The sequence below is a fragment of the Streptomyces sp. NPDC054796 genome (genome assembly GCF_053611545.1).
Genome location: NZ_JBSHAO010000022.1, coordinates 107,181 through 120,926, shown reverse-complemented (window position 1 = coordinate 120,926; position 13,746 = coordinate 107,181). Strand labels below are relative to the sequence as shown.

At 71.5% G+C, this 13,746-nt stretch carries 15 protein-coding genes and 1 pseudogene; 12 read left to right on the top strand and 4 right to left on the bottom strand.

Annotated features, from left to right (window positions below; genetic code table 11):
* Positions 1 to 15: 15 nt before the first annotated feature.
* Positions 16 to 1,242: a sensor histidine kinase gene (locus ACWGJ2_RS20145; RefSeq protein ID WP_453347495.1), complete on the bottom strand. Its 1,227-nt coding sequence runs from the start codon at positions 1,240 to 1,242 to the stop codon at positions 16 to 18.
* 170 nt (positions 1,243 to 1,412) lie between these two features.
* On the opposite strand from ACWGJ2_RS20145, the gene ACWGJ2_RS20140 reads away from it, so the two are divergent.
* The 7 genes from ACWGJ2_RS20140 to ACWGJ2_RS20110 all read left to right on the top strand — a co-directional run bounded on the left by ACWGJ2_RS20140 (position 1,413) and on the right by ACWGJ2_RS20110 (position 8,183).
* Complete coding sequence (locus tag ACWGJ2_RS20140; RefSeq protein ID WP_453347493.1) at positions 1,413 to 2,249, top strand: HipA family kinase; 837 nt, start codon at positions 1,413 to 1,415, stop codon at positions 2,247 to 2,249.
* Positions 2,250 to 2,278: 29 nt separating this feature from the next.
* Positions 2,279 to 2,719, top strand: coding sequence for a DUF3037 domain-containing protein (locus tag ACWGJ2_RS20135; protein ID WP_453347492.1), 441 nt, complete (start codon positions 2,279 to 2,281; stop codon positions 2,717 to 2,719).
* 188 nt (positions 2,720 to 2,907) lie between these two features.
* Positions 2,908 to 3,669, top strand: a complete 762-nt coding sequence (gene fabG, locus ACWGJ2_RS20130) for a 3-oxoacyl-ACP reductase FabG (protein WP_453347491.1) — start codon at positions 2,908 to 2,910, stop codon at positions 3,667 to 3,669.
* 55 nt (positions 3,670 to 3,724) lie between these two features.
* Positions 3,725 to 4,489, top strand: a complete 765-nt coding sequence (locus ACWGJ2_RS20125; protein ID WP_453347490.1) for an SDR family oxidoreductase — start codon at positions 3,725 to 3,727, stop codon at positions 4,487 to 4,489.
* A gap of 482 nt (positions 4,490 to 4,971) precedes the next feature.
* Entirely contained in the window at positions 4,972 to 6,561 is a 1,590-nt protein-coding gene (locus ACWGJ2_RS20120; RefSeq protein WP_453347489.1) for an ABC transporter substrate-binding protein, read from the top strand.
* Between the two features lie 196 nt (positions 6,562 to 6,757).
* Complete coding sequence (locus ACWGJ2_RS20115) at positions 6,758 to 7,426, top strand: uracil-DNA glycosylase (RefSeq protein ID WP_453347494.1); 669 nt, start codon at positions 6,758 to 6,760, stop codon at positions 7,424 to 7,426.
* Between the two features lie 259 nt (positions 7,427 to 7,685).
* Positions 7,686 to 8,183, top strand: coding sequence for a hypothetical protein (locus ACWGJ2_RS20110; RefSeq protein WP_453347488.1), 498 nt, complete (start codon positions 7,686 to 7,688; stop codon positions 8,181 to 8,183).
* Positions 8,184 to 8,281: 98 nt separating this feature from the next.
* Here ACWGJ2_RS20110 and ACWGJ2_RS20105 read toward each other — a convergent pair whose 3' ends face one another.
* Together ACWGJ2_RS20105 and ACWGJ2_RS20100 are read right to left on the bottom strand one after the other, a co-directional pair.
* Positions 8,282 to 8,797, bottom strand: a complete 516-nt coding sequence (locus tag ACWGJ2_RS20105; RefSeq protein WP_453347487.1) for a hypothetical protein — start codon at positions 8,795 to 8,797, stop codon at positions 8,282 to 8,284.
* A gap of 132 nt (positions 8,798 to 8,929) precedes the next feature.
* Complete coding sequence (locus ACWGJ2_RS20100; RefSeq protein WP_453347486.1) at positions 8,930 to 9,463, bottom strand: DinB family protein; 534 nt, start codon at positions 9,461 to 9,463, stop codon at positions 8,930 to 8,932.
* A 117-nt stretch (positions 9,464 to 9,580) separates the two neighbouring features.
* Between ACWGJ2_RS20100 and ACWGJ2_RS20095 the strand changes: the two are divergent.
* Both ACWGJ2_RS20095 and ACWGJ2_RS20090 read left to right on the top strand, forming a co-directional pair.
* Positions 9,581 to 9,835: pseudogene (locus ACWGJ2_RS20095) on the top strand (FAD-dependent monooxygenase); the annotation flags it as partial.
* 118 nt (positions 9,836 to 9,953) lie between these two features.
* Positions 9,954 to 10,859, top strand: coding sequence for a Gfo/Idh/MocA family protein (locus ACWGJ2_RS20090; RefSeq protein WP_453347485.1), 906 nt, complete (start codon positions 9,954 to 9,956; stop codon positions 10,857 to 10,859).
* On the opposite strand, the gene lnt is transcribed toward ACWGJ2_RS20090, so the two are convergent.
* Positions 10,831 to 12,381: an apolipoprotein N-acyltransferase gene (lnt, locus tag ACWGJ2_RS20085; protein ID WP_453347484.1), complete on the bottom strand. Its 1,551-nt coding sequence runs from the start codon at positions 12,379 to 12,381 to the stop codon at positions 10,831 to 10,833. The genes ACWGJ2_RS20090 and lnt overlap by 29 nt on opposite strands.
* A 217-nt stretch (positions 12,382 to 12,598) precedes the next feature.
* Here lnt and ACWGJ2_RS20080 point away from each other — a divergent pair, with 217 nt between their 5' ends.
* Genes ACWGJ2_RS20080 through ACWGJ2_RS20070 form a run of 3 tightly spaced genes read left to right on the top strand, consistent with a single transcriptional unit; the run spans position 12,599 to position 13,717 of the window.
* A complete protein-coding gene (locus tag ACWGJ2_RS20080) occupies positions 12,599 to 13,003 on the top strand; it encodes a DUF2089 domain-containing protein (RefSeq protein ID WP_453347483.1) in 405 nt (134 codons plus the stop codon).
* The gene (locus ACWGJ2_RS20075; protein WP_453347482.1) at positions 13,000 to 13,260 is read left to right on the top strand and encodes a hypothetical protein; all 261 of its coding nucleotides are present in this window, start codon (positions 13,000 to 13,002) and stop codon (positions 13,258 to 13,260) included. Before ACWGJ2_RS20080 ends, ACWGJ2_RS20075 begins: the two co-directional genes overlap by 4 nt.
* A 25-nt stretch (positions 13,261 to 13,285) precedes the next feature.
* A complete protein-coding gene (locus tag ACWGJ2_RS20070; protein ID WP_453347481.1) occupies positions 13,286 to 13,717 on the top strand; it encodes an SHOCT-like domain-containing protein in 432 nt (143 codons plus the stop codon).
* The last annotated feature ends 29 nt before the right edge of the window (positions 13,718 to 13,746 follow it).

The window sequence follows — 13,746 nt, the reverse complement described above, 5'->3', positions numbered from 1 at the left end:
CCGGCGGCCCGCGGATCAGGCGGACAGCACCGGGGCGTGTACCGGGAGGGCCACGCGGACCGAGAGCCCGCCCTCAAGGTTGGCCGTCGCGTGCACGCTGCCGCCGTGGGCGTGGGCGATGGCGGCGACGATGGAGAGCCCTAGGCCCGCGCCCTCGGACGAACCGGTCCGGTCCGCGCGCAGCCGCCGGAACGGCATGAACAACTCGTCGACCTGCTCGTCCGGAACATGCGGGCCGGTGTTGTAGACCACGAGACCGCTGTCGGGGGACAGGTCGATCAGAACGTGCCCGCCGTCGATGTTGTGCCGGATCGCGTTCTGCACCAGGTTGGCGACGAGACGGGTGAGCAGCACTTCGTCACCCGGGACGACGACGGGAAGAGCGGCGGCCGTGAGACTGATGTTGCGGCGCTCGGCCAGGGGAAGCTGTTCGGCTATGACCTGGTCGACCGCGGTGGCGAGATCCACCGGATCCCGGGAGGTGAGCTCCTGCTCTCCCTGAGCGAGTACGAGAAGGCCCTCGATGAGCCGCTCGAAACGCTTGGTGGCGCGGAGGAGTTCCTCGCGGATCCGGGTCACCCGCTCCGGCGTCGGATCGTTCAGGCCGATCTCGATCGCCGCCCGCTGGATGGCGAGTGGGGTGCGCAGCTCGTGGGAGGCGTTGGCGACGAAACGGCGCTGGCTCGCCACGGCGCGATCCAGCCGGTCCAGCATGGCGTCGAAGGCGTCGGCGAGTTCCTTGAGTTCGTCCTCAGGGCCCGACAGAGCTATGCGTTCATGCAGGGTGGACAGCGACAGGCGGCGGGCGGTAGCGGTGACGCGGTGCAGCGGACGCAGCAGCCGTCCGGTGAGCCACCAGCACACCACGATGGCCAGGAGCACCAGCGACCCGATGGTGATCAGGCTGATGACGAGCTGGGTGTCCGCCAGCGCCTCCTGGAGCTGCTTCTTCTCGCTCACGACGAGGGCCGATGGCTCGGACTTGGTGGGGTTCGGAAGGTACGGATGGACCGAGCACGGCGCCTCCTGAGGCCGGTAGCGGCAGGGGATCTTGGCGATCGAGCCGGGCGAGACGAAGTTGTCCACCTTGTCGTTGACGGCGCGCTGCTGGAGCCGTTGCGTGACGATCAGCACTCCCAGGGTGATGATCGTGAACATGCCGCTGTAGAGCACCGTCATCCGGGCCCGAAGCGAGCCACTGAACGCCGAGGGGATGCGCCGCACGAGCCGTACCAGCCACATGACCTGCACCCGCTTCCTGCGATGGTGACGACGATGGCGGGGTCGCCGGCATCCATTGACGCAGATGCCCTGTACGGAGGGGGTTAACGCCCTCGCTCACAGCGACGCCGGTGACGGCCCCGGCGGCCAGCCGCGGATCTTGAGGTCACGTCGCCGTATAGGCTGACGGGATGCTCCCCGAAGTCACCGCCACCCGCTATGTCACGCCCTTGCGGGAGGGCGGTTCGCTCCCCGGGATCGTCGAGGCCGACGACCTGGGTACGTACGTCATGAAGTTCACCGGCGCGGGCCAGGGCCGCAAGACGCTGGTCGCCGAGGTCATCTGCGGCACGCTCGCCCAGCGGCTGGGGCTGCGCGTGCCCGACCTCGTACGGATGCAGCTCGACCCGGTCATCGGCAAGGCCGAGCCCGACGAGGAGGTCCAGGAGCTGCTGAAGGCGAGCGGCGGCCTCAACCTGGGCATGGACTTCCTCCCCGGGGCGCTCGGCTTTGACTCGCTCGCCTACGAGGTGGGCCCGCGCGAGGCCGGAGAGGTCGTCTGGTTCGACGCGCTCGTCAACAACGTGGACCGCTCCTGGCGCAATCCGAACATGCTCGTCTGGCACGGCGACCTGTGGCTCATCGACCACGGCGCCACCATGATCTGGCACCACAACTGGCCGACGGCCGCGGCCTCGGCGGCGAAGCCCTACGACGCCTCCGACCACGCACTCGCGCCCTTCGGCCCCGACCTCGCCTCGGCCGCCGAGCGGCTCGCCCCCCTCGTCACGGAGGACCTGCTCGCGCGGTGCGCGGCGGACGTGCCCGACGAGTGGCTGGAGGGGGAGCCGGGGTTCGACAGCACGGACGCGGTGCGCGGCGCGTACACCGAGGTGCTGGCGGCCCGCGCCCGTACGATCCACGAACGCGTCACCCTGGGCGAACCCACACGGGATCGGCCCTCGCAGGCCCCCGGCTGGCTCACCGGACGCCTGGCCCCGCACCGCGAGGCAGGCGAGGTCAAGTGAACGGCACGACACGGGACACCGCATCCGACATGACACCTGACACGGCAGCCGAGACCGCGACCGCGCCTTCCGCGCCCGATGCGGCTCCCGTGGCGCGCGAGGTCTTCGAGTACGCGCTGCTGCGCGTCGTCCCGCGCGTGGAGCGCGGCGAGCTGATCAACGCGGGGGTGGTCGTCTACTGCCGTGCCCGCTCCTTCGTCGCGGCCCGCACCCATCTGGACGAGGACCGGCTGCGCGCCCTCGACCCGCGCGCCGACCTCGCGGGGGTGCGCGCCGCGCTTCGCGCCGTCGAGTGCGTCTGCGCTGGCGGCGACGACGCGGGCCAGGCGGCGGGCGACGACGCGGGCAGGCGATTCCGCTGGCTCGTGGCCCCCCGCAGCACGGTCGTCCAGCCCGGCCCGGTGCACACGGGGCTGACGGCCGACCCCGAGGCGGAGACCGAGCGGCTGCTGGAGCTGCTGGTGCGCTGAGCGGTTCCGGGACGCCGCCGGGGCGCCGCCGGAGCAGCACCTGAGCGGCGCCGTGGCGCATCCGGGTGGTGCGCTGGATCTCACCCGCGCTGGCAACCGTTGACAGAGCGTGGCCAGCCTCATAGCGTCACGTGAGCCGTAGGTACTAAGCGGTTGCTCACCACATCCAGGGCGAGGAGAGAACCAGCATGTCCACCACCGAGCAGCGTGTGGCGATCGTGACGGGCGCGGCCCGCGGTATCGGCGCGGCCACCGCCGTGCGCCTGGCGGCCGAGGGCCGCGCCGTCGCCGTCCTCGATCTCGACGAGGCGGCCTGCAAGGACACCGTCGACAAGATCACTTCCAGCGGCGGCAAGGCGGTCGCCATCGGCTGCGACGTCTCCGACTCCGGCCAGGTCGAGGCCGCCGTCGCGCGCGTCGTCGAGGAGCTGGGCGCGCCGACCGTCCTCGTCAACAACGCCGGTGTCCTCCGCGACAACCTGCTGTTCAAGATGAGCGACGCCGACTGGGACACGGTCATGAACGTGCACCTGCGCGGCGCCTTCCTGATGTCGCGCGCCTGCCAGAAGCACATGGTCGACGCGGGCTGGGGCCGGGTCGTCAACCTCTCCTCGTCCTCGGCGCTCGGCAACCGCGGCCAGGTCAACTACGCGGCGGCCAAGGCCGGTATGCAGGGCTTCACCAAGACCCTCGCCAAGGAGCTGGGCAAGTTCGGCATCACCGCCAACGCCGTCGCCCCCGGCTTCATCGTCACCGACATGACCGCCGCGACCGCCGAGCGCGTCGGCATGGGCTTCGAGGACTTCCAGGCCGCGGCGGCCACGCAGATCCCCGTCCAGCGCGTCGGGCGGCCCGAGGACATCGCCAACGCCATCGCCTTCTTCACCGGCGAGGAGGCGGGCTTCGTCTCCGGGCAGGTCATGTACGTGGCCGGCGGCCCGCTCAACTGACCGTACGGACTCAGGGGGTTCAGGTTCAGGGAAGCAGGGACAGGGAGACAGGCTCATGAGCGACAACAGCGGTAAGGACAGCGGCAAGGTCGCGCTCGTCACGGGAGGCAGCCGCGGCATCGGCTACGGCGTGGCCGAGGCCCTCATCGCCCGCGGTGACCGCGTCTGCGTCACCGGGCGCAACGAGGAAGCCCTCAAGGAGGCCGTGGAGCGGCTCGGCCCCGACCGCGCCATGTACGTGGCGGGCAAGGCGCACGACGAGGAGCACCAGGCCGTGGCCGTCGAGCGTGTCATGGACGCGTACGGACGGGTCGACCACCTCGTCAACAACGCGGGCACGAACCCGGTGTTCGGGCCCATCGCCGATCTGGACCTCGGGGTCGCGCGCAAGGTCTTCGAGACCAACGTGGTCTCCGCGCTCGGCTTCGCGCAGCGCACCTGGGCGGCCTGGCAGAAGGACAACGGCGGCTCCATCGTCAACATCGCCTCCATCGCCGGGCTCTCCGCCTCGCCCTTCATCGGGGCCTACGGCATGAGCAAGGCCGCGATGGTGAACCTCACGCTCCAGTTGGCGCACGAGTTCGCGCCCACCGTGCGGGTCAACGCCATCGCGCCCGCCGTGGTGAAGACGAAGTTCGCCACCGCGCTGTACGAGGGGCGCGAGGCGGAGGCCGCGGCGCGCTACCCGATGGGGCGGCTCGGCGTGCCCGAGGACATCGGGGGAGCCGCCGCCTTCCTCGCCTCGGACGACGCGGCCTGGATCACCGGTCAGGTCCTCACCATCGACGGGGGCCTCTTCCTCAACTCGGGCGTGGAGTGAGCGCCACGCACTGAGGACGCATTTTGAACGACGCTCGCGGAGCCGGTCCCGTCACGGGACCGGCTCCGCGAGCATGCCTGCGGACAGTGGGTGGGCGGGCGGGGCCGGTCCGGTCGGCGGACGGGCTTCCGTGGTCCGCTCCGCGGACCGCCGCGCGACGCCCGGGGGCCGGACGCCGCCATGCCCGTTCGCGCCCGCGCCGGGCATGCGCACCACCGCTCAGCAGCAAGGGCTACTACAGGCTGATGACCTGCAACTCAGCGTCGAACAACGGATGTTCGAAGACCCTCGGAAAGAGTTGATCTGTGCATGCTCCAAGTCCGCTCGCTGAGGTAGTGTCTCTCTCGCCTCCGGCCAGCGGGTCCGCGTGGCGACGGGGTGCGGACGCTCGCCGTCGCAGACGAACGCAACATCCGGCCGACGGCACTTCCCCCGAAGAACCGCATCAGCAGTAGTGGCCCCGCCGACTGAGGAGCGCGTAGGTGTTCGACCGGAAACGGCCCTTGAAAAACGCAGCGACAGTGTTCATATCCACGTCACTGATCGCTGGATGCAGTGCGCTGTCGGGGGAAGACGGCGAAGAAGAGCACTCGGTGGTCGTCGGGACCACCAGTGAACCGAGTGTGCTGGACCCGGCCGCAGCTTGGGACGGGTCCTGGGAGCTGTACAAGAACGTCTTCCAGACGCTTCTGCACTTTCCCAACTCCAGCACCTCGCCCGAGCCCGACGCCGCCAAGCGCTGCGGCTTCACGGACTCCGCGAGCCGCGTCTACCGCTGCACGCTCAAGGACGGGCTGAAGTTCTCCAACGGCAACGCGCTGGACTCGACGGCCGTCAAGCACTCCATCGACCGCATCGCGCAGATCGACGCCGAATCCGGCCCGCTCGGTCTCCTCGGCAGCCTCGACCGCGTCGAGACCCCGGACAAGCGCACGGTCGTCTTCCACCTCAAGAAGTCCGACGCGACCTTCCCGTTCATCCTCGCCACCCCCGCGACCTCGCTCGTCGACCCGGAGAGCTACCCGGCGAACAGCCTGCGCAAGGGCAACGACCTCGTCGGCTCCGGCCCCTACACGCTGGAGTCCTACAAGGACGGCGACAAGGCCGTACTGAAGAAGTACGCCGGTTACGAGGGCCCCGCCGAGATCAAGAACGACGCGGTCACCATCGACTACTTCCAGGACTCCTCGAATATGGTGGCCGCGCTCAAGGACAAGAAGATCGACCTCGCGCTGCGCGGCCTCACCCCCAAGCAGATCACCGGCTTCCAGGAAGCGAAGGCGAACGGCAACAACAGCATCGAGCTGAGCGAGATGCTCGGCTCCGAGATCCGCTACCTCGTCTTCAACCCCAAGGACTCCACAGCGGGCAACCCGGCGGTCCGCAAGGCCGTCGCTCAGCTCATCGACCGCAAGGCGCTGGTGCGCAACGTCTACGAGCGCACGGCCGACCCGCTCTACTCCATGGTCCCGGGCGGTATCACCGGGCACACCAGCGCCTACTACGACGCCTACGGGGAGCCCAGCAAGCAGAAGGCGAAGGAGATCCTCGCCCAGGCGGGCATCAGCAAGAAGGTCCCGCTCACCCTCTGGTACACCACCGACCGCTACGGCTCGGCGACCGAGCGCGAATTCACCGAGCTGAAGCGGCAACTGGAGGAGTCGGGGCTCTTCTCGATCACCGTCAAGGGCCGCCCGTGGAACTCCTTCCAGAAGGGCTACGCCAAGGGCGAGTACCCGGTCTTCGGACGCGGCTGGTTCCCCGACTTCCCGGACGCCGACAACTACATCGCGCCGTTCGTGGGCCAGAACAACGCCGTGAGCACACCGTACGAGACCTCCGCCATCACCGACGACCTGCTGCCGCGCTCCCGCAAGGAGAGCGACCGCGCCGTGGCGAGCCGTTCCTTCACCCGTGCCCAGAAGATCATCGCCAAGGACGCCAGGCTGATCCCGCTGTGGCAGGGCAGGCTCTACATCGCCTCGCTCAAGGACATGGCCGGAGTCGAGTGGCTGCTCGACCCCTCCGCGCTGCCGCGCGTGTGGGAGCTGCACAAGAAGTCGAGCTGGTGAGGCACGGCGGCGCGGTCGCTGTGAGGAACCCGGTGCGGTCGCGGTGAGGAGCCCGGTGCGGTGAGGAACGGCGGGAACCGAGCGCTCTGACAGGGCCGCGCGTGGCCCGTTGTCAGTGGCCGACGGTACGTTCTGAGCGGAACGACGAGCGAACGAACGCACACCGGAGGTCTGACGAGTGAACGGCGCGCAGGGCATGCTGCCCGAGTCCTGGCAGGGCGTCCTCGGCGAGGAGACCGAGAAGCCGTACTTCAAGGAACTCACCGAGTTCGTCGAGGAGGAGCGGGCGCGCGGTCCCGTCTATCCGCCCCGCGAGGAGGTCTTCGCCGCGCTCGACGCCACGCCGTACGAGCAGGTGAAGGTGCTGATCCTCGGCCAGGACCCGTATCACGGCGAGGGGCAGGGCCACGGCCTGTGCTTCTCCGTCCGCCCGGGGGTGAAGACGCCCCCGTCCCTGCGCAACATCTACAAGGAGATGCGGGACGAACTGGGCCACCCCGTGCCCGACAACGGCTATCTGATGCCCTGGGCTCGGCAGGGCGTGCTGCTGCTGAACGCGGTGCTGACGGTGCGGGCCGGAGAGGCCAACTCGCACAAGGGCAAGGGCTGGGAGAAGTTCACGGACGCGGTGATCCGCGCCGTGGCCTCCCGGCCCGACCCCGCGGTGTTCGTGCTGTGGGGGAACTACGCGAAGAAGAAGCTGCCCCTCATCGACACCGAGCGGCACGCCGTGGTGCAGGGCGCCCACCCCTCCCCGCTGTCGGCGAAGAAGTTCTTCGGCTCGCGCCCCTTCACCCAGATCGACGAGGCCATCGCCGCCCAGGGCCACACCCCGATCGACTGGCGCATCCCCGACCTGGGCTGAGCGTGACTGCCCCGTCGTCCCGCCCGGTCCTCCCGCCCGGTCCTCCCGCCCGGTCCTCCCGCCCGGTCCTCCCGCCCGGTCGTCCCGCCCGGGGCACACCCGGCCGGGGGTCGCACGCGTGCGGACGGGGGTGGGGTGCGAGCGCCTGAACCGGATTGTCAGTGGCGGCGGCTAGCGTCGGAGGACAAGAGGCCACACATCAGGGCACAGGAGACGGCGCATGTGCGGGCCGGACGACCAGGACGGCAGGAGGAGTCCCGTGGCGGAGCCGCAGCAGGAGGCGTACCCGGACCCGGACCCGGACGCGACGATGGTGAGAATCGGGCAGGCGATCATCCTCCACAGAGGAGGGGACCGCGAAGAGGCACGCAAGCGCTTCGGCCTGCTCTGGGAGGAGACGGGCGAGGAGGGCGATCTCTTCCACCGCTGCACCATCGCGCACTACATGGCGGACACCCAGGACGATCCCGTGGCGGAGCTGGAGTGGGACCTGCGGGCCTTGGAGGCGGCGGACGCCATCGCGCGGGAGGAGGCGAAGTGGGGGGAGCACACCCGGGCGGTGCGTTCCTTCTACCCGTCGCTCTATCTCAACCTCGCGGCGGACCACGTCAAGCTCGGTGACGAGAGTGCGGCGCTGAGGGAGCTGGCCAGGGCGCGCGGGGCCGCGGGCGTGCTGGCCGACGACGAGTACGCGGCGGGGATCAGGGCCGGTATCGAGCGGCTGTGCCTCCAGCTAGGGGGCAGCAGCCGCTCGTAGCCGCCGGGCGGGAGCCGCTGGACATGAGCCGCTGTGCGGGCCAGCCACCTCGCGGGCCAGCCACCTCGCGGGTCACCCGTCGGGCGGGTGGGTGCGGATCAGTCACCGTACGGCTCGCGGCACACGCGGGGCCGGCCGCCCGTCTCCCAGTGGCCGAGCCGCTCCCCGAGCCTGCACAGCTCGGCGCGGGACGGCGGACGGCCCGGCCTGCCGTGGTCGGGAAGGGAGGCGCCGGGCAGATCGATGCGGGGCGGCTCGGGGACGGGCGTCCGTTCCCTGGGACGGGGGGCCTCCTGCCGCGCGGGCTTGCGCGGCCGGGGCGCGGGACGCGCTTCGGTGCCGGTCACGCGTTCCTCGCCGCCGCCCCCGGAGGACGACGCGCGGCCGGAGCCCGGCTTCTTCTCGGGGAGCCCGGAGAGGGCCTCCTGCGCGGGGGAGCGGACGACCTGCTTCTCCGCCCGCTCGCTGTCCGTCCCCGCCTTGGGCGGAGGGCCCGAGGCGGGGGAGGGAGTCGACGGGGACGCGCCGTGGGAGGCGCCCGGCTCACCGGATACGGTGACGCAGCCCGAGGCGGCCGTGAGGGCGGCTCCGACCAGCACCATTGCTGTAGTCAATCGTGGCACTCCGGCAACTCTGCACGTCAGCACGGCCGGTGACCAGCCCCCACGAGGGTGACGGGCGAGGCGCGAAGCTGCCGTGCCGCTCAGAGCCGGTCAGCAGCCGCTCAGCATCGGGTCGGCCGCCGGTCAGAAGCCGGTCGTCCCGTCCACACGCTCGCGCAGCAGGTCGGCGTGACCGTTGTGGCGCGCGTACTCCTCGATCATGTGCGTGTAGATCCAGCGCAGGCTGGGCCCTGGCCCGCCGTGCGCGGGACGGCCGAGGGCGCCCAGCGCGTGCCCCTCCGCGCGGGCGCGGCCGAGTGCCACCTCCCGGTGCCAGGCGGCGAAAGTCTCCTCGGCCGTTCCGGGGCCGTCGACGCGGAAGTCGGCGTCCGGGTCCTCGTCGGTGTAGTAGAGGGTCGGTATGTCCTCTCCGGCGAACACCCGGCGGAACCAGTGGCGTTCGACGTCGGTCAGATGGCGTACGAGCCCCAGCAGGGTCAGTTCCGACGGGGGCACCGAGGCCCGCCGCAGTTCCTCGTCGTCCAGCCCGGCGCACTTGCGGAGGAGCGTGCCGCGGTGGAAGTCGAGCCAGCCCTCCAGCATGGCGCGCTCGGAGAGCGTCCCTTCGGGGACGCTGCGTTCGGGGGCCGTCCCGGTCTCTGTCGTCATGCCCGTCATCATGTCCCTGGCCCGGCCCCGAGGCGAGAGACTTTCCCGGCCCGCCCCCTGGCCCGCCACGGACCGAGCCACCGCGCTCGCCCCAGGACGCCCGCACAAGGAGCCAGAGGAGCCGCCATGCCAGCGCCCGGCACACCCCGCGCACCCCGCCCGCCCGGCACACCCCGCGCACCCCGCCCGCCCCGCGCCCTCGTCATCGGCGCCGGAGTCGGCGGCCTCACCGCCGCGGCGGCGCTCCACTGCGACGGCTGGCCGGTGACCGTCCTGGAGCGCGCCCCGCGCATCGAAGCCGTCGGCGCGGGCCTCGGCATCACCCCGAACGCCCTGCGCGCCCTCGATCTGATCGGCCTCGGCGACACCGTCCGCTCCCTGCGACCTGCGCGCCCTCGACGGCATCGCCGACTGGAGCCCGCCGGGTCACCCGTATCCTGCCGGGGCCGGGGGCCGCAGCGGCCGTACGGAGACCACCCCGACCTGATGAGGAGCCCACGTGAAGATCGGCGTGATCGGTCTCGGAGACATCGCGGAGAAGGCGTACCTGCCGGTGCTCACCGCACGGCCGGGACTGGAACCGCACCTGGTCACCCGCGACCCCGTCACCCTCCAGCGGCTCGGCTCGGCCTACCGCGTCCCCGACGAGCGGCGGCACACCGGACTCGGACCGTTCCTCGCTACCAGGCCCGATGCCGCCTTCGTGCACGCTGCCACGAGCGCCCACGCCACGCTCGTCGGACAGCTGCTGGAAGCGGGCGTGCCCACCTACGTCGACAAGCCGCTCAGCTACGAACTCGCCGAGTCCGAGCGCCTGGTGCGCCTCGCGCAGCGGCGCGGCGTCGGCCTCGCCGTCGGCTTCAACCGCCGCTACGCGCCCGGCTACGCGCAGTGCCTGGAACACCCCCGCGACCTGATCATCCTCCAGAAGCACCGCGTCGGCCTCCCCGAGGACCCGCGCCGCATGGTGCTCGACGACTTCATCCACGTCGTCGACACCCTCCGCTTCCTCGCCCCCGGCACTCCCGACCACATCGACGTGCGGGCGCGCGTCCGCGACGGGCTGCTGCACCACGTCGTCCTCCAGCTCTCCGGCGACGGCTTCACCGCCATCGGGGCCATGAACCGGCTCTCCGGCTCGGCCGAGGAGATCCTGGAGGTCTCGGGCCAGGACACCAAGCGCGAGGTCCGCAACCTCGCCGAGATCGTCGACCACAAGGGCCAGCCCAGCGTCCGGCGGCGCGGCGACTGGGTGCCCGTGGCCAGGCAGCGCGGCATCGAGCAGGCCGTGCTGGCCTTCCTCGACGCCGTGCGCGCGGGCGAGCCGCTCTCGGCCGAGGACGCGCTGCGCACCCACGAGCTGTGCGAACGGGTCGTCACTGACGCGCTGGCGCAGGGGAGGTGACCGCGCCCCGGCGCCCCTCGCGCAGCGCGCGCAGGGCCTCGGCTGCGCCGTAGACCAGCAGCGAGGTCACCGTCAGATAGATGACCCAGTCGCCCAGGCGCACATACGGGCTCGTGCCCGTGGCCATCGGCACCGAGTAGGACGCCGCGGCGGAGCGGTCCGTGCCCAGCCGCTCGCCGACGGCCTCGCCGCGCGGACCGTGCACCGCGCTCACCCCGGTGAGGGTGGCGTGCACCATGGGCCGCCAGGTCTCGGCGGCGCGCAGCGCGGCGAGCGAGGCGTGCTGCTGGGGCGCCCAACTGTTCTGGAACGACGAGGTGGACGACTGCGCCACCAGGACGCGGGCGCCCTCGCCCGCCAGGTGGCGGCTCATGTCGGGGAAGGCGGTCTCGAAGCACACCAGCGGCCCGAACCGGACCCCGTCGGCCCGCATCAGCACCGGCTCCGTACCGCGCCGCCTGTCCTCGCCGGCGGCCCGGCCCACCGAGGTCACCCAGCCGAGCACCCAGCGCGCGGGCACGTACTCGCCGAACGGCACCAGCCGCATCTTGTCGTAGCGCTCCCCGGTCAGCCCGTCCGGGCCCGCCAGCACCGAGCTTTTGAAGATGCCGGGCTTGTCCGAGCGCCGCGCGTCCACGTTCACCAGTATTTCGGCGCCCGTCGCGCGGGAGAGAGCCGCGAGCCGTGCGCGCAGCCGGGGGTGCTCGGCCAGGTCGTAGCCGACGCTGCTCTCGCCCCAGACGATCAGGTCCAGCCCATGGTGCTCGCGGGCGAGGGAGCGGCTCAGCTCCTCGTTGCGCGTGAAGCGCGCGTCCGCCGACATGCCGCCGCCCGACTGGACGACGCCCACCCGCAGCGAGTCCCCGCTCTCCTCCTCGGGCAGCGGCACCCACGCCCACGTACCGCCGACGACCACGGCCACCGCGGCCAGCGCCGAGACCGCCGAGACGGCGGGCAGCCGGGTGGGCGCGCCGCGCGCGGCGAGCAGCGCTGCCAGCGAGGTGTTCACGGCGACAACGACGAAGCTGATCAGCCACACCCCGCCGACCGAGGCCAGCCGCAGCGCGGGCGTCACCTGCCACTGGCTCGCCCCGAGCAGCCCCCAGGGCCCGCCCAGCCCCTGCCACGAGCGGACCAGCTCCACCATCAGCCAGGCGGAGGGCAGCAGCAGTACGGCGGCGGCGAGCCGCGCCGGGCCGGGGCGCCCCTCCAGCAGCCGCCGCACCAGCCACCCCCAGGGCGCCCACAGCAGACCGAGCAGCGCCGCCAGCACGAGGATGAAGACGTGCAGGCTCGGCAGCAGCCAGTGGTGCACGGCGAGCATGAAGCCCGTACCGCCGAGCCAGCCCGTGAAGGCCGCCCTGCGCCCTGTCGGTGCCGCGCGGGCCAGCAGCATCCAGGGTACGAGGGCCGCGTAGGCGAGCCACCACAGCGCGGGCGCGGGGAAGGCCAGCGCGGGCACGGCGCCCGCCACCACGGCGAGCGCTCCCCACGCCCACCGGGACTCCAGCGCCACCCGCATTCCGCGCCCTCCTTCGCCCCGCCTGATGTGCGGTCCGACTGCCGGATCAGCAGATCACCAGTGTGCGGGAGGAAGTCCGTACGGGCGAGGGCGCGCCCACGGGGCCGCAGTGACGCCGAGGGCGCGTCGGCCGGGGCACCACTGAGGACTGAATCAAATAAATTAAGTTTTTCGCGTTGACAACTTAAAAAAGTGAAGATAAAAATAAACTAAGAGCATGTCGTCGAGGACCGAGGAACCGAGAGCAGGGGAGCCGAGGGTGGACTGGCAGGAACTGACGGACCTGACGCAGGGGCAGCCGTTCGTGGTCGAGCGGGTCCGGCTCACCGGCAGCGGCGTCGCGGTCGAGGGGCAGTTCGAGCCGCCGCAACTGGCGCAGCTCGGCGTGGACGACCAGGTGTTCGTCGCCGCGTTCGTGCGGTCACACGGTTCGATCAAGGAGATGGAGCGGATCTTCGGGGTGAGCTACCCGACGGTCAAGGCCCGCCTGAACCGGATCGCCGAGCGACTGGAGTTCGTCGAAACCGATCCCGCGCCCAGCGGCGCGGACGTCGTCGACCGCCTGCGGCGGGGGGAGATCAGCGCCCAGGAGGCGCTGGCCGAGCTGGAGCGGTCCCGGTGATCCCGCTGCTGGTGACGGTGGGCTACCGCCGTTCCGACGGCCGTCGCCGGCGGCTGTACGTCCCGGTCCCGCCGGTGCTGCTGGTGCTGTCGCCGCTGCTGCTGCTCGCCGTGCCGGCCGGGCTGGTCGCCTGCCTCGTCTTCCGGGTGAGCCCGGGGGGAGCGCTGCGCGGCACCGGGCGGCTGCTGTGGGCGCTGCCCGGCACCCGGATCGAGATCGAGCAGGGCCGCACGGCCCTGCTGGTAATTGTCAGTTGAACTGGCGCCGGAGGGGATGAATGACATGAACGAGCAGAGCCGTCAGATCCTGGAGATGCTGGCCGAGGGCAAGATCAGCGCGGACGAGGCCGAGCGGCTGCTGGACGCCCTCGAACGCGAACGGCCCCGGGCCGCGCCGGGGGACGCGCCCCGCGCGAAGACCCGGCCCAAGTACCTGCGCGTGATGGTGAACTCGGCGGAGACCGCGGACGGCGACGGGCCGAGCCACGTCAACATCCAGGTCCCGCTCCAGCTTCTGCGCGCCGGGGTCCGGCTCGCGAGCCTCGTCCCTCCGCAGGCGCTCACCAAGGTCAGCGCGGAGCTGAACAAGTCGGGGGTGCCGATCGATCTCACCGAGCTGAAGCCGCAGCACATCGAGGAACTTGTCGAGCACCTTGAGGAGGTGTCGGTGGACGTCAACGACCGGGAAGCGAAGGTGCAGGTCTTCTGCGAGTGACGGGGCCGCGCGGGGGCGGTGCGCGGGTC

Excerpts from the sequence above, each read along its gene's own strand:
- ACWGJ2_RS20145 (WP_453347495.1), bottom strand. The coding sequence starts at position 1,242 with ATGTGGCTGGTACGGCTCGTGCGGCGCATCCCCTCGGCGTTCAGTGGC.
- ACWGJ2_RS20140 (WP_453347493.1), top strand. The coding sequence starts at position 1,413 with ATGCTCCCCGAAGTCACCGCCACCCGCTATGTCACGCCCTTGCGGGAG.
- ACWGJ2_RS20135 (WP_453347492.1), top strand. The coding sequence starts at position 2,279 with ATGACACCTGACACGGCAGCCGAGACCGCGACCGCGCCTTCCGCGCCC.
- fabG (WP_453347491.1), top strand. The coding sequence starts at position 2,908 with ATGTCCACCACCGAGCAGCGTGTGGCGATCGTGACGGGCGCGGCCCGC.
- ACWGJ2_RS20125 (WP_453347490.1), top strand. The coding sequence starts at position 3,725 with ATGAGCGACAACAGCGGTAAGGACAGCGGCAAGGTCGCGCTCGTCACG.
- ACWGJ2_RS20115 (WP_453347494.1), top strand. The coding sequence starts at position 6,758 with ATGCTGCCCGAGTCCTGGCAGGGCGTCCTCGGCGAGGAGACCGAGAAG.
- ACWGJ2_RS20100 (WP_453347486.1), bottom strand. The coding sequence starts at position 9,463 with ATGACGGGCATGACGACAGAGACCGGGACGGCCCCCGAACGCAGCGTC.
- lnt (WP_453347484.1), bottom strand. The coding sequence starts at position 12,381 with ATGCGGGTGGCGCTGGAGTCCCGGTGGGCGTGGGGAGCGCTCGCCGTG.
- ACWGJ2_RS20080 (WP_453347483.1), top strand. The coding sequence starts at position 12,599 with ATGTCGTCGAGGACCGAGGAACCGAGAGCAGGGGAGCCGAGGGTGGAC.
- ACWGJ2_RS20070 (WP_453347481.1), top strand. The coding sequence starts at position 13,286 with ATGAACGAGCAGAGCCGTCAGATCCTGGAGATGCTGGCCGAGGGCAAG.